The organism is Paraburkholderia tagetis (genome assembly GCF_022213065.1).
GTDB classification, from domain to species: domain Bacteria; phylum Pseudomonadota; class Gammaproteobacteria; order Burkholderiales; family Burkholderiaceae; genus Paraburkholderia; species Paraburkholderia tagetis.
The window spans coordinates 1-19,665 of sequence record NZ_JAKLJA010000076.1 but is presented as its reverse complement, the minus strand read 5'-3'; the positions used below and the strand labels follow the sequence as shown (position 1 = coordinate 19,665).

General features: G+C 64.5%; 20 protein-coding genes. 12 read left to right on the top strand and 8 right to left on the bottom strand.

Going from position 1 to position 19,665, the window contains the following annotated elements:
- Positions 1-46: 46 nt before the first annotated feature.
- On the bottom strand, positions 47-232 hold the full coding sequence (locus L5014_RS37035) for a hypothetical protein (protein ID WP_238468835.1): 186 nt from the start codon (positions 230-232) through the stop codon (positions 47-49).
- A gap of 330 nt (positions 233-562) precedes the next feature.
- On the opposite strand from L5014_RS37035, the gene L5014_RS37030 reads away from it, so the two are divergent.
- The 4 genes from L5014_RS37030 to L5014_RS37015 all read left to right on the top strand — a co-directional run bounded on the left by L5014_RS37030 (position 563) and on the right by L5014_RS37015 (position 4,602).
- Positions 563-1,777, top strand: coding sequence for a DUF2863 family protein (locus tag L5014_RS37030; RefSeq protein WP_238468834.1), 1,215 nt, complete (start codon positions 563-565; stop codon positions 1,775-1,777).
- Positions 1,778-1,975: 198 nt separating this feature from the next.
- A complete protein-coding gene (locus L5014_RS37025; RefSeq protein WP_238468833.1) occupies positions 1,976-2,914 on the top strand; it encodes a LuxR family transcriptional regulator in 939 nt (312 codons plus the stop codon).
- Positions 2,915-2,924: 10 nt separating this feature from the next.
- Positions 2,925-3,599 (top strand): energy-coupling factor ABC transporter permease, encoded by a 675-nt coding sequence (locus tag L5014_RS37020; RefSeq protein WP_238468836.1) that lies wholly within the window; start codon positions 2,925-2,927, stop codon positions 3,597-3,599.
- Between the two features lie 262 nt (positions 3,600-3,861).
- The gene (locus L5014_RS37015) at positions 3,862-4,602 is read left to right on the top strand and encodes a BspC domain-containing protein (protein WP_238468832.1); all 741 of its coding nucleotides are present in this window, start codon (positions 3,862-3,864) and stop codon (positions 4,600-4,602) included.
- A gap of 108 nt (positions 4,603-4,710) precedes the next feature.
- Here the strand turns inward: L5014_RS37015 and L5014_RS37010 are convergent, their stop codons facing one another.
- Positions 4,711-5,874: a M14 family metallopeptidase gene (locus L5014_RS37010; RefSeq protein WP_238468831.1), complete on the bottom strand. Its 1,164-nt coding sequence runs from the start codon at positions 5,872-5,874 to the stop codon at positions 4,711-4,713.
- Between the two features lie 71 nt (positions 5,875-5,945).
- On the bottom strand, positions 5,946-6,740 hold the full coding sequence (gene yaaA, locus L5014_RS37005; RefSeq protein WP_238468830.1) for a peroxide stress protein YaaA: 795 nt from the start codon (positions 6,738-6,740) through the stop codon (positions 5,946-5,948).
- Between the two features lie 65 nt (positions 6,741-6,805).
- Between yaaA and L5014_RS37000 the strand changes: the two genes are divergently transcribed.
- Together L5014_RS37000 and L5014_RS36995 are read left to right on the top strand one after the other, a co-directional pair.
- A complete protein-coding gene (locus L5014_RS37000) occupies positions 6,806-7,366 on the top strand; it encodes a putative toxin-antitoxin system toxin component, PIN family (RefSeq protein ID WP_238468829.1) in 561 nt (186 codons plus the stop codon).
- 154 nt (positions 7,367-7,520) lie between these two features.
- The gene (locus tag L5014_RS36995; RefSeq protein ID WP_238468828.1) at positions 7,521-8,714 is read left to right on the top strand and encodes a pyridoxal phosphate-dependent aminotransferase; all 1,194 of its coding nucleotides are present in this window, start codon (positions 7,521-7,523) and stop codon (positions 8,712-8,714) included.
- 127 nt (positions 8,715-8,841) lie between these two features.
- Here L5014_RS36995 and L5014_RS36990 read toward each other — a convergent pair whose 3' ends face one another.
- Positions 8,842-9,483 carry a glutathione S-transferase family protein gene (locus L5014_RS36990; RefSeq protein ID WP_238468827.1) on the bottom strand — a complete coding sequence of 214 codons (642 nt, stop codon included), beginning with the start codon at positions 9,481-9,483 and terminating at the stop codon, positions 8,842-8,844.
- A gap of 108 nt (positions 9,484-9,591) precedes the next feature.
- Here L5014_RS36990 and L5014_RS36985 point away from each other — a divergent pair, with 108 nt between their 5' ends.
- The 6 genes from L5014_RS36985 to L5014_RS36960 all read left to right on the top strand — a co-directional run bounded on the left by L5014_RS36985 (position 9,592) and on the right by L5014_RS36960 (position 16,071).
- Positions 9,592-11,154: a 3-hydroxyacyl-CoA dehydrogenase gene (locus L5014_RS36985; protein WP_238468826.1), complete on the top strand. Its 1,563-nt coding sequence runs from the start codon at positions 9,592-9,594 to the stop codon at positions 11,152-11,154.
- Positions 11,151-11,942 (top strand): oxepin-CoA hydrolase, alternative type, encoded by a 792-nt coding sequence (locus tag L5014_RS36980; protein WP_238468825.1) that lies wholly within the window; start codon positions 11,151-11,153, stop codon positions 11,940-11,942. Before L5014_RS36985 ends, L5014_RS36980 begins: the two co-directional genes overlap by 4 nt.
- Positions 11,939-12,658 carry a histidine phosphatase family protein gene (locus L5014_RS36975; protein ID WP_238468824.1) on the top strand — a complete coding sequence of 240 codons (720 nt, stop codon included), beginning with the start codon at positions 11,939-11,941 and terminating at the stop codon, positions 12,656-12,658. Before L5014_RS36980 ends, L5014_RS36975 begins: the two co-directional genes overlap by 4 nt.
- 43 nt (positions 12,659-12,701) lie before the next feature.
- Positions 12,702-13,817, top strand: a complete 1,116-nt coding sequence (locus L5014_RS36970) for a phosphotransferase (RefSeq protein WP_238468823.1) — start codon at positions 12,702-12,704, stop codon at positions 13,815-13,817.
- A 117-nt stretch (positions 13,818-13,934) separates the two neighbouring features.
- Positions 13,935-15,194, top strand: a complete 1,260-nt coding sequence (locus tag L5014_RS36965; protein ID WP_238468822.1) for an acyl-CoA dehydrogenase family protein — start codon at positions 13,935-13,937, stop codon at positions 15,192-15,194.
- Between the two features lie 160 nt (positions 15,195-15,354).
- Complete coding sequence (locus L5014_RS36960) at positions 15,355-16,071, top strand: glutathione binding-like protein (protein WP_238468821.1); 717 nt, start codon at positions 15,355-15,357, stop codon at positions 16,069-16,071.
- A 111-nt stretch (positions 16,072-16,182) separates the two neighbouring features.
- Here L5014_RS36960 and L5014_RS36955 read toward each other — a convergent pair whose 3' ends face one another.
- The 4 genes from L5014_RS36955 to L5014_RS36940 all read right to left on the bottom strand — a co-directional run bounded on the left by L5014_RS36955 (position 16,183) and on the right by L5014_RS36940 (position 19,526).
- Entirely contained in the window at positions 16,183-16,653 is a 471-nt protein-coding gene (locus tag L5014_RS36955) for a MaoC family dehydratase (RefSeq protein ID WP_238468820.1), read from the bottom strand.
- On the bottom strand, positions 16,650-17,123 hold the full coding sequence (locus tag L5014_RS36950) for a MaoC family dehydratase (RefSeq protein ID WP_238468819.1): 474 nt from the start codon (positions 17,121-17,123) through the stop codon (positions 16,650-16,652). Before L5014_RS36950 ends, L5014_RS36955 begins: the two co-directional genes overlap by 4 nt.
- A 61-nt stretch (positions 17,124-17,184) precedes the next feature.
- Complete coding sequence (locus L5014_RS36945; protein WP_238468818.1) at positions 17,185-18,306, bottom strand: acyl-CoA dehydrogenase family protein; 1,122 nt, start codon at positions 18,304-18,306, stop codon at positions 17,185-17,187.
- A gap of 11 nt (positions 18,307-18,317) precedes the next feature.
- Complete coding sequence (locus L5014_RS36940) at positions 18,318-19,526, bottom strand: acyl-CoA dehydrogenase family protein (RefSeq protein WP_238468817.1); 1,209 nt, start codon at positions 19,524-19,526, stop codon at positions 18,318-18,320.
- Positions 19,527-19,665: the final 139 nt, after the last annotated feature.

Sequence of the window (19,665 nt, the reverse complement as noted above, 5' to 3'; positions counted from 1 at the left end):
TCGCTACTCCCGATAACTCCGAAGAATCATCAGGTCACGAAACCCGTCAAGCGCCCACACTTATCGGCTGTAAATTTTTAAAGATCGATTCGCGGAAGACACCGGCAAACTGCGCTACGGCCCGGCGTTTTCTGCGTTGCTGCGTCAGCAGCAGAGAAAAAAGATTATGCAGACTCTCTCGCGTTTCGTCAACATCTTTTTTAACGTCACCGCTTAAAAACTGTCGACTCACGCAACCGCCGTTTCTCGCGGCGGCCTTCGCGTCAGGCAAGGCATGAAGCGAAGGAGCGGAATTCTAGTCACGCAGATGACATCTGGCAAGGGGTTTTTTGAATCGCTACGCATCGGCCCATCCGCTGGCGCCGGTACAGTCCTCGCGCGACACGCGCACTTACGCGATAACCCACTGAACAACCGCCAAACAACAGCTTTGCGATCGCCTGCCGCGAGGTGCAAAGATCCCCTCCCGTACGCTCGTCTACCGTCCCCCTGTAGGGCAAACCGATGGCCCGCGCGGAACAGACTAGAATATGAGGTTCTCTGCATCCCAACTCACGGATTTATGCGCTCGCGAATCGCCAAACGCCTCCCTCCCGATGCCGACAAGCTCGTCGGCCTGTCGCTCGCCCTGTTCGCCTCGGGCAGCCGCACCGAAGACCGCTTCTGGGAGGCCAAGCTCGACACGCTGCTCGCGAAGGTCGTGCGCAACGGCAACCAGACTACGCTCGACGCCGCGCTCGACCATCTGCAGCAGAACCACCCGGACGCCTACGGCGCGCTCGCCGACATGGCCGAGACCCACAGCGAGTCGTTCCTCGTCGAACACGATGGCACGCAATACGAAGCGCTGCTCGTCGCCGCACCTGTGCTTGCCTGGACCCGCTACGTCATTCCTTCGGGGCCGCTAAAGTCGGATGCATCGGATGCACTGCGCACGCATCTCCAGGCACATGTGCTGGCGAGCGGCACGCGCGTCGCGATGGCACCCTATCTGTATAGCATCGACCAACTGCCGCGCCATCACGTCGAAACCTGGCGTCTCGCGCAGCAGCTTTCGCAGGCTGCGCTGAACGGCACCGCAGCCAGGATCAGCGTGGGCGAGCTGCCCGAGACTTCGCCGATTCTCGCCGATCCGCGCTTCCTGCTGGCCGTGGTCGCCGCGCCGGTCGGCACACCGCTCTTCCGCTGGCAGGAAGAGGAAAACGGTTCGCGCATCGAGCGTGGCCAGTGCCTCGAGCAATGGGCCACGCAAGGCGGTGCCAATCTTGCCGTCGTCATGCCCGGTTGCGAGTTCGAATGCCTCCTGCCGGACGCCTACTATTCTGCCTGCCGCGACGCCGACGAACGCGTGCGCCCCCACACCATCCGCACTGCGGTGCGCTACCTGCTCGATACGATCGGCGCAACCGCCCAAGACCTGCGCGCTGTTGTCGCGGGTTTCGGCGAACGGCGCATTGACGAATACCGCGTCGGCTTCACGAAGCGCGGCAGCAATGACGTCCTGTACGGCGTGGTCTGGCCGCTCTACGGTCGCGAGAACGGCGACGCCGAGATCGACGAAGAGCCGTCCGAAGAAAATGTCGGCACCGGCCCGCTCGAAGAGATCGTCGCACTGCTGAAGGAATCGGGCATCACCGACATCCGCCGTCATGCCGGCCGTTTCGAGCCGGAATACTGCGACGATTGCGGCGTACCGCTCTACGCAGACCCACTCGGTGAGATTGTTCACGCCGAGATGCCGGAAGATGCTGAGCCTGCTCAGCCACATTTCCACTAAGCAACACGACATATTCCTACCCTGCCCCGCCTCTGTGCGGGGCTTTTTTTTGCCCTACGTCCTACGCCATCTGGACAGGCCGCCGCGACGCAAGCTTTTTGTCATCATGGTGCTGTTGGCCCAGTTTCAAGCAGCGCGTGCAGGGCTCGCGCCGCACAACATTTCGAGAGGGGCCATTCACGAGAGGAGGGCTATGCTATGCGGTTTGCGGTATTCAATCCGGACGCCGAACGGCGCGAGGGACTCAAGGCGCTATTACGACAAATCGACCGGCGCGCGCGCTTCAACGACGCGCCAGACTGGCGCAGCGCCGAGCGTGCGATGCAGCGTTTCACACCAAACCTGCTTGTGATCGACTGGCACGACGGCATCCGTCCGGGCGAGTTGCGCAACTTTGCGAACCGGCATCAGACGCTCCCCGTCGCCGTGCTCGTAGACCGCACCGAGCCACCCCACGCCGTGCGCGCGGTACTGGCTGAAGGGGCACGCGGCATCATCCGGCGCACCACCGATTCGATCCTGATCGTCAAGCTGCTCGAACTCATCCTGCTTGGCGGCGATCACCTGCCCGCCGACGTATTCGGTCCTTCGTTCTGCCCGCCGGGTTCGTGGCCGGTGCCACAGCGTCGCAACGGCAAGAGCGCCGCGCACGTGTCCAAGGCGCACCTCAAGGTGAGCCTTTCGCCACGCCAGGAACAGATCCTCCGCTGCGTCCACATGGGCAGCACGAACAAGATGATCGCCAGAGCGCTCGGCATCAGCGAGGGCACCGTCAAAGTTCATCTGGCGAGCATCTTCCAGCAACTCGGCGCCCCCAACCGTGCCGCTGCCGTGGCGATCTACAATGGCTTGCTGGCGAACCAGCTGCAAGTGCTGCGCACGCGTCGGGACAGCGCGCCGAAGCCGGCGTACGGCGAACATGGCCCAGTGCCGCTGCGTTCGCGTGCCAAGCGCTCCTTCCGCTATCCGTTGCGGCAAGACGACACTGCTGATGCACTACCGATAGCCGCGGAACCAACCATTCCTTACGGCGAAGCGGCGCCAGCCCCACTTGCGCCTCCCGCCGAAGCCGACTTGAACAGCGAAGAACAGGAAGCGTCTCCCACCTGTGCACACGTTTTGCGTTCCAACGAGTAATATGAAGCATATGGGGTTCCTGTATACGCCGCTTCCGCTGTGGGTCATCGTCGGTGCATGGATTGCAGCCGGGGGCCTGCTCGCGCTCGCGCTATGGAACAACCCATTCAAGCGTCTACAAGACGCGACGCTCCAGCATGTTTGGCTCGCCATCATCGTGGCCGTCTCCGTGCTGTGGGCGAGCAATGCCTGGCTCGAGGACGGCACCGTGCTGCATCTGCTCGGCGCCACCCTCGTAGTCACGCTATTCGACTGGGGGCTCGCGCTCGTCGCCATGGGGATGGTCGTTGCGCTGGCCGCGGTCGTCTTCGACGCGCCCTGGGACGGCGTCGCGCTCACCTTCCTCGTATTCGGCGCCTTCCCGGTAGCCGTCTCCGCATTGCTGCAGCGCGCCTGCGCTGCATGGCTGCCCCGCAACCTCTTCATGTTCATCGTCGGCCAAGGTTTCGTTTCGCCAGCCATCGCGGTATCCGCGGCAGCCTATCTGGCGCTCGGCACTCACGTCGCGATCAACGGCGGATCGACGCTCACCGTGCCTGCGGGCTACGCCTTCAGCGTATTCCTGCTCGCGTCCGGCGAGGCATGGTTCACCGGCATGGCCACGGCGCTGATCGCGGTCTATCGCCCCACGTGGGTCACGACCTATGACGTGCGGCGCTACCGGCTGGGCGGACCACGGACCTGACCGGCTTGCAGCGCGTACCAGGCACGCGGGTCACGCGCGGGTGACGCACAGCCGGCGGGTTGCCCCGCCGCCATGTGGCAGCCCTGAGCGAGAATGCGAAGCCAGAGTACACCGCGGCCACAAGCCGCAGCATGCACGGCAGCCACACCAGGAAGCCGCCCCGCCAGCCTGCTCCACGAAATATTTATCCGGGCCTGGAACTCATCCATGCGGCGCAGCATCTTACGGTGCCCGACGTCCCACCCTCACCCAGAATAATCAGATGGACCGCAACAAAGCATCTAGCCAGTTGCTGACTGTAGTTGGCCGACTGGCCGCCTGCGCCGTGAGCCTCACGATCGTTTGCACGCTGCCCGCACACGCCGATCAGATCGACCCGATCGCTCAGCCAGGAGACCTCACCCTCACCAGCACGCAAGGCGATCTCGCCAATACCTTCATTACACAGATGCATGCCGATCCGCTGGTCGCAAGCTGTGCCGCGCATGGCAACTTCATTGCAAGCACTTCGGACGCGCTCGATCGCGTCGAGTTTCCGCCCAGCTCCTTCGACAGCGCACACTCCACCGTGACGCCCTGGAACGATTCGTTCGACGAAGGCAAGCAGCGCGTGAAGGTCGACACGATCGTGACCGTCGATGGCATCGGCATTGCGAAAGACAGCAACCACGCACCATACGATCTGAAGTTCCGCTGCGGCTACGTGGGCCAGCAGATCCTCGCGTTCAGCTGGAACGATCCCGTACCGCCATTGCGTGCGCGCAGCGAGCCGCGCGCCGCAACAGGCGGCATTGCGGCCCACGCCAGCGGCAAGCACGGCACGAAATCGAAGAAGGCCACCGGCAAGAGCAAGAAGAAAGCGACCTCAGGCAAATCGAGCCACAAGTCTTCGGCAGCGAGCACAAAGAGCAGCAGCAAAACGACAGCCAAGCCGGCGACGAAATCGACCGCGACGTCGACAGCCAAAAAAACAACCACAAAAAAGAAGTCGACGAAGCCATGACGGCGTGGCGCTGCCCACACGGCACGCGCCGCAAATGACAAAGGGGGAAGCGGCTCGCACCGCTTCCCCCTTTTTCCATGGCGCACCCCGAAGGTACGCGTCTTTGCGTCAGGCGAACTTGACGACGTGATGCAAGACGGCTTGCAGCATGGCGGCGCCCAGCGCCGCGCTACGCTCGCCATTCCAGCCCACGCGCTCGTCGGGCAGATTTGCGTTGTCTTTGAACGGCATTTCGAGCGTGAGCGACAGGCAGCCGTAGCGATGCCCGATGTACTTCGACGCGAGCTTGAGCGCGTCTTCACGATAGCGGCTCGCTTCGTAACCGTGCTTGTCCTGGAAATCCGGGCTCGCTATCTTGAATGCTTCGATGAATGCCGTCTGCTCGGTGCGCTGCTGTTCGGTGAAGCCGGGCAGCATTTCCGAACCGGCCACGAACACATACGGCAGCGTCTCGTCGCCGTGGATGTCGAAGAACAGATCGCAGCCGGTCGCCTCGATCGCATCGCGCACGGCGAGAACCTCGGGGCTGCGCTTCGCATCGGGCGCCATCCATTCGCGGTTCAGATTCGCACCCACCGCGTTGGTGCGCAGGTTACCGTGCACACTGCCGTCCGGGTTCATGTTCGGCACGATGTGGAAAATGACGCGATCAAGCAGCATGCGCGCGACCGGATCGCCCGCCCAGTCGCCCCAGCCCGCCAGCCGCTTCACGAGCCCTTCGACGAACCACTCGGCCATCGACTCGCCCGGGTGCTGACGCGCGATGATCCAGACCGTCTTTTTGGGCTTGCCTTCGGGCGTGGTGTCGCCGGGCATGCCGAGCGAGAGCAACGTCATCGGACGGCCCTCGACAGTCTGGCCGAGTTCGCTCAGCGTCGCGTGCGGGAGTTGTTGCAGCGCGCCGAGAAATTCCGAATGGCGCTCCTCGCTGTACGGTTCGAAATACGCGTAGTAGATGCTGTCGAAGTCGGGCGTATGGTCAATGGTGAGCGCCTTTCCGTCGTATGCGGTCGGCACGCGAAACCAGTTCACGCGGTCGTAGCTCGCCACGGCCTGGTAGTCGCGCCAGCCTTCGGGGAATGCGCACGCAGACGCGTTCTCGAACGTCATCACGCAACGCTCGCCACGCCCGCCCGTGAGGCGGAAATAGAACCACTGCGCGAAATCCGACTGATTGTCGGCACGCACGCGCAGACGGATGTCGTCGGGTTGCTCGCACGAGAGCACTTCGATCGCACCCGCATCGAACTGGCTGGAAATGGAAATCGTCATGTCTGGTTCCTTCGCTGGGGTCAGCAATCGATATGGAGAACAATCGCGGCACAAGCGCCGCTCAATCCTGTTTAATCGGCCAGACGCCGGCGGAATACGTAGGTCGAATCGTTCGATGCCTCTGCATCGAAGGCGTAGCCTTCGGAGTCGAAAGCCTTTAGCGCCTCGGGCTCGGCAATACGGTTCTCGACCGCATAGCGCGCCATCAATCCGCGCGCGCGCTTCGCATGGAAGCTGATGATCTTGTAGCGGCCACCCTTCCAGTCTTCGAAAACCGGCGTGATGATGGGCGCCGCGAGCTTCTTCGGCTTCACGGCCTTGAAGTACTCGTTCGATGCGCAGTTCACCAGCACGCGCGCGCCCTTCTTCGCTTGTTCCTGGTTGTGCTCGAGTTGCGCGTTGAGCGCGTGCGTGATGCGCTCGTCCCAGAACGCGTAGAGGTCCTTGCCGCGCGCATTCTCGAAGCGCGTGCCCATTTCCAGCCGGTACGGCTGCAGCAGGTCGAGCGGACGCAGCACGCCATACAGGCCCGACAGCACGCGCACGTGCTGCTGGGCGTAATCGAGGTCGGCGTGAGTGAGCGATTTTGCATCGAAGCCCTCGTACACGTCGCCGTTGAACGCGAGCACGGCCTGCTTCGCATTGGTCTGGCTAAAGTGCTTCGACCAGTCGGCGTAGCGCTGGAAGTTCAGGCGCGCGAGCGGGTCCGAGATGCTCATGAGCGTGCCGATTTGCTGCGGCGAAAGACGGCGCAGGCCATCGATCAATTCGGCCGCGTCATCGACGAAATCGGGGATGGTGTGGGTTTCGATATGCGCCGGCGTGTCATAGTCGAGCGATTTGGCCGGCGACAGAACGATTATCATAGAGGCTTGCAGGCACGAGTGTGCCGATGTTCAAAGGCGAAAGCCCGATTGTAGCGAATTCACGAATGACCGGCCCTACGCCCCCATTGACGTCCCGACTGACGTCCCCATCGACGTCTCCAGACAACGCCCAGGCCGATTCCCGCGCCACGGGCGCCCAAGATATCCTCGCCGTGGTACTCGACTCGAACGTGTGGCTCGACGTTCTCGTGTTCGACGATCCCCATACGCGCCCCATTCGCGCCGCGCTCGAACGTGGCGCGCTCGAGGCGCTGATCGACGCACGCTGCCATGCCGAGCTCGCGCACGTGCTGGACTATCCGCAATTCCAGGGCCGCGGCACGGATAAAGCGGCCGCGCTCGCCGCGCTGGCAACGCTCGTGCGCCAGATCGAGCCGCCGGCGCCGCCCGCCGACGCCCGTGCACTGCCCCAATGCCGCGACCGCGACGACCAGAAGTTCCTGGAGCTTGCGCGTGCCAGCGGCGCCGCATGGCTCGTATCGAAAGACCGTGCGGTGCTCAAGCTCGCGAAGCGCATCGCCCGCGACTTCGGCTTTCGCATCGGCACGCCCGACGCCTTCGTCGCCGAAAACGGGCTGGCTGCGGTAGAACCCTCGGTGGCCTAGCCCAGCGCGCCGCACACCGGGCGCCGGACGCCGGCCGCGCGACCAGCAAGTCCGCGGCCCGCACACCGGGCGCCGGCAGCTCAACCGCCCGCGGCCCGAACGATTTGCCTACAATCGAGCTTTCCCGTTCCACCGTCTTCCTTCCGCAAGCGCCATGAACGCACCCCATCCCTCCCAAGATCCGTCGCAAACCCCGCTGCCCTCGCCCTCTTTTCCCTCGCGCCTGCCCGACGTCGGCACGACGATCTTCACGGTGATGAGCGCGCTCGCCGCCGAAAAAGGCGCGGTGAACCTGGGTCAGGGCTTTCCCGACTTCGACTGCGATTCGCGCATCGTCGACGCGGTCGCGCAGGCCATGCGGGACGGCCACAACCAGTACCCGCCGATGCCGGGCATGCCCGCGCTGCGCGAAGCGATCTCGGAGAAGATCGCGAATATCTACGGTCGCCGCTACGACGCCAATACCGAGATCACCGTGACGGCGGGCGCCACTCAGGCGCTGCTCACGGCGATCCTGTGCACGGTGCATCCCGGCGATGAAGTCATCGTGGTGGAGCCGATCTACGACAGCTACCTGCCGTCGATCGAACTCGCGGGTGGCAAGCCGGTATTCGTGACGCTCGAAGCGCCCGATTATGCGATCCCGTTCGACCGCCTCGCGGCGGCCATCACGCCGAAGACGCGCCTCATCCTCATCAATACGCCGCACAACCCCACGGGCACGGTGTGGCGTGCCGAGGACATGCGCAAGCTCGAGGAGATCGTGCGCGGCACCAATGTGCTGATCCTCTCTGACGAGGTCTACGAGCACATGGTCTATGACGGCCAGCCGCACCAAAGCGTCGCGCGCTATCCGGAACTCGCGGCGCGCAGCTTCATCGTGTCGAGCTTCGGCAAGACGTATCACGTGACGGGCTGGAAGGTCGGCTATGTGGCGGCACCGGCGCCGCTCACGGCCGAATTCCGCAAGGTGCACCAGTTCAACGTGTTCACCGTGAACACGCCCATGCAGGTCGGTCTCGCGCAATACCTGCGCGATCCCAAGCCGTACCTGGAGCTGCCCGCGTTCTATCAAAAGAAGCGCGACTTTTTCCGCGCCGGGCTCGCGAACTCGCGCTTCAAGCTGCTGCCTTGCGAAGGCACCTACTTCCAGTGCGTGGATTATTCGGCGATCAGCGACCTGCCCGAAGCCGAATTCTCGAAGTGGCTCACGGCGGAAATTGGCGTAGCGGCCATTCCGGTGTCGGCGTTTTATCATGAGCCGCACGAATCGGGCGTTGTGCGCTTTTGCTTCGCCAAGCAGGAAGGCACGCTCGCGACCGCGCTCGAGCGCCTCGCACGGCTCTGACGACCGGGAATGCGCGATGCCCCCGCGCGCGGCAAGGCGTTCCCGAGCATCGCGCCGGGCAGCGCGGCGTACCTCCAGAAGCATTGCGCCGCGCCGCCAGACTGCCTATGCGACGTTGGCGCCCAGCTTACGAATTCGCTTCGATATAGGCCTTGCGCTCGGCGGCGACCCGCTGTGCCGCAGGTCGATCGCCCACGAGCTTCAGGTACGACTTCCAGTCCACACCGGCTTCGGCGAGAAAGTCGCGGCCATAAATCTTCTGTGTCGCCATCGCGACGAGTGGCAGGCTCGCAAACGCAACGATGTCGACAATCCCGAACTGCTCCCCACCTACGAACGGCGCAAACTTCGCGAGCCGCTTGAAGCTGGCGATATAACGGTTCAGGCGTTTTTCGACGCTCGCCTTCACCGCTTCGCTCACCGTCCCACCGAAAAACGCTTCGGCATACAGTTCGCGCACGGCCAGTTCCAGATGCGTCTCGATCATCGTGATCAGTTCACGCTGCTTCGCCGCTTGCCATGGATCAGAAGAGAAGATGCGCTTTTCGGGGTGGCCGGCCGCCAGATATTCGACAATCACTTCCGACTCGCACAGAAAACCATGCTCGGTCTCAATAAACGGCACCTTGCCGGTGGGCGATTGCGCCAGTTGCACCTCGGCGAGTGGGAGTTTCGTCATCACCTCTTCGAACGGGATGCCATACTCGAGCAGAACGAACTTGACCTTGTTGTAGTAGTTCGAGAGCGCAAAACCATGCAGCTTGATCATTCTCATTGCCTCCTTGCGAGCAGCGGCGTCCGTCATGAACCCGCCGAACCGTTTTCGAAAAATTGTACGGCCGTGCTATTCTAGGCCAATCATGGAGCCAGGTTTCCAATGACGTCACATCATTTCAACATTGAGACAATCGGCATCGTCGGTACCGGTGCAATGGGCCGCGGCATCGCCCAGATTGCCGCACAGGCGGGCCTCGCGGTCCGCCTCTACGATACCAATGCGCAAGCGGTCGCGGCCGCCAGCGCGTACCTCTCCGATACCTTCGCGAAGCTCGCAGCCAAAGGCAAGATTAGCGAGGCCGACGCCCAGACCGCGTTCGCGTGCGTCACGGGCGTGAATACGATCGACGGCCTCGCGGGCTGCGATCTCGTGGTCGAAGCGATCGTCGAAAACCTGGACGCAAAACGCATTCTCTTTCGCGAACTCGAAACCGTGGTGAGCGGCAAGTGCCTGCTCGCCTCGAACACCTCGTCGCTGTCGATCACGGCAATTGCCGCCGCCTGCACCGATCCCTCGCGCGTCGCGGGCTACCACTTCTTCAACCCCGTGCCGCTGATGAAGGTGGTCGAGGTGATCGACGGGCTGCGCAGCGACCCCGCCGCTGGCGACGCGCTCATGGCGCTCGCGCGCCGCATGGGCCACACGCCCGTGCGCGCGAAGGACATGCCGGGCTTCATCGTCAATCACGCGGGGCGCGGCATGAACACCGAAGGTCTGCGCGTGGCCAGCGAAGGCGTGGCGAGCTTCGCCGAGATCGACCGCATCATGCGCGAGCAAGCGGGCTTTCGACTCGGGCCGTTCGAGCTGCTGGACCTGACCGCGCTCGACGTCTCGCATCCCGTGATGGAGTCGATCTATCACCAGTTCTATGAAGAGCCGCGCTTTACGCCCTCGCCCATTACCGGCGTGCGGCTCGCGGGCGGGCTGGTCGGCCGCAAGAGCGGCGAAGGCTTCTATCGCTATGTTGATGGCAAGCAGCAGGTGCCCGATGAACCCGTCGCGCCCACGCCGCTGCCCACGCGCGTCTGGGTGAGCCGCCGCCATGCCGAAGCGCGCGAGGCCGTGCTCGCGTTTGCCGCGAAAGCGGGCGTCGCCATCGACGAAGGCGACGCGCCCGCTGCCGATTCGCTCATCGTGGTTGCGCCGCTCGGCCTCGACGCCACCACCGCCGCGCTCGAAGAGCAGCTCGACGCGAGCCGCGTCGTCGCCATCGACACCCTGTTCCCGCTCGCAGGCGCGAAGCGCCGCACATTGATGACGACGCCCGCCACCACGCGCGCCGCACGCGACGCCGGCCACGCGTTCTTCGCTGCCGATGGCGTGCCGGTCACGGTGATTCGCGATTCCACGGGCTTCGTCGCGCAGCGCATCGCCGCGACGATCGTCAATATCGGCTGCGATATCGCGCAAAAGCAAATCGCTTCGCCGCGCGACATCGACCTGGCCGTCACGCTCGGTCTCGGCTATCCGCACGGGCCGCTCGCGCTAGGCGACGCACTGGGCGCGCGCACGATTCTCACGATCTTGCGCAACATCCACGCCGTGCTCGGCGACCCGCGCTATCGCCCGTCGCCTTGGCTCGCGCGCCGCGCGCAGCTCGGTCTTTCTCTCACGCAACCCGACGCCGCAGACATCAACGCAACAAACGAGGCATCGCAATGAGCGCCGAACTTCGCAGCACTCGCCCGCAAGACCATGAATCGACGCTCGTATTGACGCTGTCGAACCCCGGCGCACGCAATGCGCTGCATCCCGACATGTATGCCGCCGCGATCGAAGCATTCGATGCCGCCGAGCGCGACAACTCGCTGCGCGCGATCGTCCTCACGGGCGCCGACAACTTCTTCTGCGCGGGCGGCAACCTGAACCGCCTGCTCGAAAACCGCGCCAAGGATCCCTCGGTGCAGGCCGCCAGTATCGACATGCTCGCGCAATGGGTCACGGCGATGCGCCAGTCGAGCAAGCTCGTGATCGCCGCCGTCGAAGGCGCCGCCGCGGGCGCGGGCTTCTCGCTCGCGCTCGCCGCCGACATGCTGGTTGCAGCCGAAGACGCGAAATTCGTCATGGCGTACTCGCGTGTCGGCCTTACGCCCGACGGCGGCGGCTCGTGGTTTCTCGCGCGCTCGCTGCCGCGCGCGCTTGCCTTCGAGCTGATGATCGAAGGCAAGCCGATCGGCGCGCCGCGCCTCGCGGAGCTTGGCGTCGTGAATCGCGTCGCCAAACCGAAAACGGCGCTCGATACCGCGCTCGACTGGGCCGACGAACTCGCGAAGATCTCGCCGAACTCCGTCGCGCGTATCAAGGGATTGACGGACGCGGCGGGTATGCAGTCGCTCGACGACCAGCTCGCCGCCGAACGCGACAGCTTCGTGGCCTCGCTGCATCACCGCGACGGGCTCGAAGGCATCACCGCATTCCTCGAAAAGCGTCAACCGGACTACAAGCGATGAGCGAATTCAAGTTGCCCGCGCGCCGGCGCATCTATCTGATGCGCCACGGCGACGTCACCTACTTCGACGACTCGGAGCGCGTCATCGATCCCGAAACCGTGCCGCTCAACGAGCACGGACGGGCTCAAGCCACGGCGGCGGGCGAAGCGTTCGCCCAGCAAGATGTGTGCTTCGACCGCGTGATCGTGAGCGGCCTGCGGCGCACGGTCGAGACCGCGCAGCGCGTGCTCGCCGCCACCGGCCAGCGCATCGAACTCGAAGTCCAGCCCGCGTGGGAAGAAATTCGCGGCGGCCGCCTCGGCTCGATTCCACCCGCACAGGTCGAGGACGCGTTTCTGCGCATCTTCGACGGCGTCGTGTCCGAAGAGACACGCTTTCTTGGCGGCGAAACCATCGGCCAACTGCTCGACCGGGTGCTGCCCGCCCTCGCCGCGCTGCGTGCCGATACATCATGGGACACCGCGCTGCTGGTCCTGCACGGCGGGGTGAACCGCGCGATCCTCTCGCATGCGATCACTGCGGGCGGCCGCGCGTTTTTCGGCCATCTCGCGCAGACCACGGGCTGCATCAACGCGCTCGACGTGGGCGTGGCGCCTCAGGACTGGGTCGTGCGCATGCTCAACCACGCGCCGCCCGCACCGCTGCACCGCGACGTGCGCAACACGACGATGGAGATGCTGTACGCGCAATATCTGCGCTATCGCTCACCGCGCTAGCGCACGTAACACACGTAACGCCTGGACGAGGAGGGAGACGAACATGGCGCAAGCCACCCCGGATGGAGACAAACCGAACGCCAATAGCTCGACCGATTTTTCGGCGTTCGAAGGCACGCGCCCTGTTGCCGAGCGTCAGCGCTTTGACACCGAGGCGCTTGCCGCGTGGCTCGCCACGCAGGTCGACAGTTTCGAGGGACCGCTCACGGTCGAGCAGTTCGCCGGCGGCCAGTCGAATCCCACCTTCAAACTGGTCACGCCGAACCGCAGCTACGTGATGCGTGCAAAGCCCGGCCCCAAGGCGAAGCTGCTGCCTTCGGCGCACGCGATCGAGCGCGAGTATCGCGTGATGGCCGCGCTCGGCGCCACCGACGTCCCTGTCGCCAGGATGCTCGCGCTATGCGAGGACGAAGCCGTGATCGGCCGGGCGTTCTATGTGATGGAGTTCGTCGAAGGCCGCGTGTTGTGGGACCAGGCGCTCCCCGGCATGACGCGTGCACTGCGCGGCGAGATCTACGACGAGATGAACCGCGTGATCGCCGCGCTCCACAACGTGAAGCCCGACGCCATCGGTCTTGCCGATTACGGTAAGCCCGGCAATTACTTCGCACGTCAAATCGATCGCTGGAGCCGCCAGTATCAGGCCTCGGAAACCGGGTCGATCGACGCGATGAACCGCCTGATCGAATGGCTGCCGCAGCATATGCCCGACAACACGGGTTCACGCGTCTCGGTCGTGCACGGCGACTACCGGCTCGACAACCTGATATTCCACCCCACCGAACCGCGCGTGCTCGCGGTGCTCGACTGGGAGCTCTCGACGCTCGGCGACCCGCTCGCCGATTTTTCGTATCACTGCATGGCCTGGCACGTCGAGCCGGGCCAGTTCCGCGGCATCGGCGGGCTCGACTGGCAAGCGCTCGGCATTCCCGACGAGCAGCAATACGTGCAGCGCTACTGCGAGCGCACGGGTCTCGAGATCCGCGGCGACTGGAACTTCTACCTCGCCTACAACATGTTCCGCATCGCGGCCATCCTGCAGGGGATCATGAAGCGCGTGGTCGACGGCACGGCCGCAAGCGCACAGGCCGCCGACGCTGGGCGACGCGCGAAGCCAATGGCCGAACTCGCGTGGCAGTACGCGCAAAAGGTGCGCTAGCCGCGCGCCACATCGCACCACATCACATCACATCACATCACACACATCGCATCGATTCGATCTGCAGTCCATCAGCACGCGATCCTTACGCAGTGCTCTTTATTTGCGAGGTCCTGGATGAATTTCGACTATTCCCCGAAAGTGCAGGCGCTGCGCGAGAAACTGCTCGCGTTTTTCGACGAACACATCTACCCGAACGAAACTGTCTATCACGAGGAAGTCGAGCGCAACCGCGCGAACGGCAATCCCTGGGTGCCCACGCAGATCGTCGAACAACTCAAGCTGAAAGCGCGCGAGGCGGGTCTCTGGAACCTCTTCCTGCCCGATTCGACGCGCGGCGCGGGCCTTACCAACCTCGAATATGCGCCGCTATGCGAGATCATGGGCCGCGTGACCTGGGCGCCGGAGGTCTTCAATTGCAGCGCGCCCGACACCGGCAACATGGAAACCATCGAGCGCTACGGCACTGAGGAACACAAGCGCCAGTGGCTGGCACCGCTGCTCGAAGGCCAGATCCGCTCGGCCTTCCTGATGACGGAGCCCGAGGTCGCTTCATCGGATGCGACCAACATCCAGACGCGCATCAAACGCGACGGCGACGACTACGTGATCAACGGTACGAAGTGGTGGTCGTCGGGCGCGGGCGATCCGCGTTGCGCGGTCTACATCGTGATGGGCAAGACCGATCCCGATGCGCCGCGCCATGCACAGCAGTCGATGATCCTCGTGCCGGCCGACACGGCGGGCATTACGGTCAAGCGCCCACTCACCGTGTTCGGCTACGACGACGCGCCGCACGGCCACATGGAGATCGAGCTCGATAACGTACGCGTGCCAGCCTCGAACATCCTGCTGGGAGAAGGCCGCGGCTTCGAGATCGCCCAGGGGCGCCTCGGGCCGGGCCGCATCCACCACTGCATGCGCCTCATCGGCCTCGCCGAGCGCGCGCTCGAATTCATGTCGAAGCGCGCGCTCTCACGCACTGCGTTCGGCAAGACCATCGCCCAGCAGACGGTCACCCAGGAGCGCATCGCCGAGGCGCGCTGCATGATCGAGCAGGCCCGCCTGCTCACGCTCAAGACCGCGTACATGATGGATACCGTCGGCAACAAGGGCGCGCGCGGCGAAATCGCGATGATCAAAGTGGTCGCGCCGAACATGGCCTGCCAGGTGCTCGACTGGGCGATCCAGGTGCATGGCGGCGGCGGCGTGAGCGGCGACTTCCCGCTCGCCTACGCCTACGCGCACGCGCGCACGCTGCGCTTCGCCGATGGCCCCGACGAGGTGCATCGCAACGCCATCGCCAAGCTCGAACTCGCGCGCTACATGGACCCGGCGGCCACCTCGCGCGTAGAGATGCCGGTCACGCGCTCGTAGGCGAGCAGGCCCACCCCGGACGCGCCGGCGACCAAGCCCACAAGCGCAGCAGGGGCGCTCGTGGGCCCTCTGCACCACCCGGCGAACTATGCTAATTTGCGCCAGTTCAGGTGCCGCGAAAGTCTGGCGGCGTCTTCGTCACAGGTGCCAAGGAGCCACGATGATCGACGTTTACAGCTGGGCCACGCCCAACGGCCACAAAGTCCATATCATGCTCGAAGAGACTGGCCTCGAGTACCGCGTGCATCCCATCGATATCGGAGCAGGCGACCAGTTCGAGCCCGAGTTTCTCGAAATCAGCCCGAACAACAAAATCCCGGCCATCACGGATTCCGAGGGCCCTGCGCGCGCAGATGGCAAGCCGTTCTCGCTGTTCGAATCGGGCGCGATCCTGATCTATCTGGCCGCAAAGACCGGCAAATTCATGCCCGAAGACCTCGCGGCGCGCTACGACGTGTTGCAGTGGGTGATGTTCCAGATGGGTGGCCTCGGCCCCATGCTCGGCCAGGCGCACCACTTCCGCATCTACGCGCCCGAGAAGATCGAGTACGCCGTGAACCGCTACACGAACGAGGCCAAGCGCCTCTACAACGTGATGGAGACGCAGCTCGAAAAGACCGAGTACCTGGCCGGCAACGACTACACCATCGCCGATATCGCCGCGTTCCCGTGGACGCGCTCGTGGCAGAACCAGGGCGTCGATCTCGACGCATTGCCCAACGTGAAGCGCTGGCACGAGACGATCGCGGCGCGCCCGGCGGTCAAGCGCGGCGTCGAGGTGCTGGCGAACGCCCGCAAGGCACTCACGGACGACAAGGCAAGAGAGATCCTGTTCGGCGCAACGCAGTACGCGAAGCACGGCTCGCAGGCAGCCTGACGATCGACGCCTGATAGAACGAACAAGGGGCGCCCGGCTTGTAGCCGGACGCCCCTTTCGTATTCAGAGCCCGCACAAAATGTGCAAGCACGTACAAGCACGCTCCGACGCTCAGAAGTAGTGCCGCGAAATGAATTCGGCCACGCACGCGGGCCGCTCGCTGCCCTCGCATTCGACGCCGATGTTCCAGACGACCTGTGCGCCGCCGCCATCCACGTCGCTCACTTCCTTCACGCCGATGCGCGCGCGCACCCTGGCGCCGACGGGCACCGGCGACGTGAAGCGCACGCGGTTGAGCCCATAGTTCACGCCCATGCGCTGGCGCATCGTGACGGTTGCCTCGAGTAGTACCGGCACGAGCGAGAGCGTGAGAAAGCCATGGGCGATCGGCCCGCCGAACGGGGACTCGCGCCGCGCGCGCTCCGCGTCGACGTGAATCCACTGATGATCGCCGGTCGCATCGGCAAAGCCCAGCACGCTCGCCTCGCTCACCGCGCGCCAGTCGCTCACGAACGGCTCGGCGCCCACGAGTGCGCGCAAGGCCGCGACGTCGGCAATTTCCACCGCAGTGACCGCGCTCATGACACACCGCCCGGATGGCGCAACCCGGGATGGGCCAACCCGAACAGCCCCTTCGAGCTCACGGTCACCACAGTTTCACCGTGCTGATTACGGCCTTCCCAGCGCGTCTCGACGATCCCGCGATCCGGCTTGCTCTGCGAAACGCGCTTGCTCACGACGAAATTGGTCATCGTGAGCGTGTCGCCCACGCGCACCGGCTTGATCCAGCGGATCTCGTCGATGCCGGGCGAGCCCATCGACGTCGAGCCCTCGAGAAAATTGCGCACGAGCATGCCCATCATGACCGAGCACGTGTGCCAGCCGCTCGCGACGAGGCCGCCGAAGTGCGACGCCTCGCCGGCCGCCGCGCTCAGGTGAAACGGCTGCGGATCGAACTGCTGCGCGAACTGCACGATCTCTTCGCGCCCGAACGTGTGCGAGCCGATTTCATACGACTTGCCCACTTCGAGATCTTCGTAACTCACTCCCATCGATGACTCTCCGTTCGAGTGGCTTCACAACGCGCTTCACAACACGCTGCCGGCACGCGACTTAGGCAGCCGCCTGCGCAAAGCCCGGCAACGAGGCGAAGCGCTCGAGATGGTGATCGACGTCGCCGAGCGTGGTCTCGATGATCGTGAGGCGCTTGAACAGGTGCGCCGCCGCGACTTCGTTGGTCACGCCCATGCCGCCGTGCAGCTGCACCGCCTGCTGTCCGACGTATCGCGCCGCCTGGCCCACGCGCACCTTCGCCGCCGAAACTGCGCGGCGCCGCTCGTCGGGCGATGCGCTACTGTAGCGCGCGGCCGCGAGATAGGTGAGCGAGCGCGCCTGCTCGCCGTGGATCAGCATCTCGGCCATGCGGTGCTGGAGCGCCTGGAAGCGGGCAATCGGCACGCCGAACTGCTGGCGTGTTTTCGTGTACTCGACGGTCGCGTGATTGAGTGCGTCGATGGCGCCCACGGCTTCCGCGCACAGCAGGAAGGTGGCGTAATCGGCGATTTTCTCCCACGTGGCCGCGCCCGCACCGGCGAGACGACGCGCGCTCGCGGCGTCGAACTTGAGCGTCGCGGCGCGCTGGCCGTCGATCGTCCGATAGTCGCTGACCTCGACGCCCTTCGCATCGCGCGCCACCACGAACAGCGCGACGTCGCCCGCGAGGCGCGCCGGCACGATCCAGTAGTCGGCTTGCGCGCCGTGCTGCACGACCGACTTGCTGCCCGTGAGCGCAAAGCCATCACCGGTTTCCTTCGCGACCGTCTCGAGCGCGAACAGGTCGTAGCGTGCGTGGGGCTCGTGAAAAGCCGCGGCAAGCTTGATCTCGCCTGCCGCCACGCGCTCCAGCAGTGGCGCGTTCTGCGCATTCTCCGCAGCCGTGAGCTTGAGCGCCTCAACGCCCACCGCGCTTGCCCAGTACGGCTCGATCACAAGCGCGCGACCCAGTTCCTGCATGACCACGAGCATATCGAACGGCGAACCATCAAAGCCGCCCTGCTCCGCTGGCACCGGCAGCGCGGCCAGGCCGAGCTCGACGAACGCCTTCCAGTGTTCGGCCGACACGCCCTCGGGCGTCTTCACAATCGCCTGGCGCGCTTCGAAGCCGTAATTCTTGTCGAGATAGCGACGCAGCGCGTCGGCGAGTTGCTGTTGCTCTTCGGTGAAATTGAAGTCCATTGCGCCGCTCCTCAAATCCCCAGAATCATCTGCGCGATGATGTTCTTCTGGATTTCGTTCGATCCGCCGTAAATCGACGTCTTGCGATAGTTGAAGTAGTAAGCCGCGAGCGGTGCTGCATCGTCGTCGCCGCCCGCCGCGTGCGCATGCTCGCCCTCGAGGAACGCCGGATCGAACGGCGCGGCGAGCGGACCGACCGCATCGACCATCAACTCGGTGAGCGCCTGCTGGATTTCGGTGCCCTTGATCTTGAGCATCGACGCCTCGGGCCCCGGGCCACGGCCATGGCCGCTGCTCGCGATCACACGCTCGGCCGTCACTTCCAGCGCCATCAGTTCGATCTCAACGGCTGCCACGCGCGCCGCAAAAACCGGATCGTGCAGGAGCGGCTTGCCGTGCTTCCTTTGCTCGAGCGCGACGCCCTTGAGGAACGCGAGCTCGCGCTTGGACGCGCCCACGCGCGCAATGCCGGTGCGCTCATGGCCGAGCAGATATTTCGCGTAGGTCCAGCCGCGGTTCTCTTCGCCAACGAGGTTCTCGACAGGCACCTTCACATCCTCGAAGAACACTTCGTTAACCTCATGATCTTCGTCGAGCATGATGATCGGGCGCACGGTGATGCCGGGCGTCTTCATGTCGATGAGCAGGAACGAGATGCCCTCCTGCTTCTTTGCGGCGGGATCGGTGCGCACGAGGCAGAACATCATGTCGGCGTGCTGGCCGAGCGTGGTCCAGGTCTTCTGGCCGTTCACGACGTAGTGGTCGCCCTCGCTGCTTTTGGTCAGCACGGCGCGCGTGCGCAGCGAGGCGAGATCCGAGCCAGAGCCCGGCTCCGAATAGCCCTGGCACCACCAGTCTTCCCCGGAGAGAATGCGCGGCAGGTAGCGGCGCTTTTGCGCTTCGTTGCCGTACTTCATGAGCACGGGCGCCACCATCGAAACGCCGAACGGCAGCACCATCGGCGCGCCGATGCGGCCGCACTCCTCGTCCCAGATATGGCGCTGCGTTTCGTTCCACCCGGGGCCGCCATATTCGGTCGGCCACGCGGGCGCGGACCAGCCGCGCTGACCGAGCAGCTTGTGCCAGTTGGCGATGTCGTCGCGGCTGAGGCGTTTGTGGTTGAGAACCTTCTCGCGCACGGCCTGAGGCAGATTGGCCTCGAGCCAGGTACGGATTTCGGCGCGAAACGCGTCGTCGGTGGGGGTGTAATCGAGATCCATGCGGGTTGTCTCCTGGCCTGCATATTCCACGCGTACTCGAGCGCGAATTCCACGGCGACCCGAGCACCGATTCCACGATGACCCGAGCGCGAATTCCACGCACACCCGAGCGCGAATTCCACGCGTAAGCGAGCAGTAA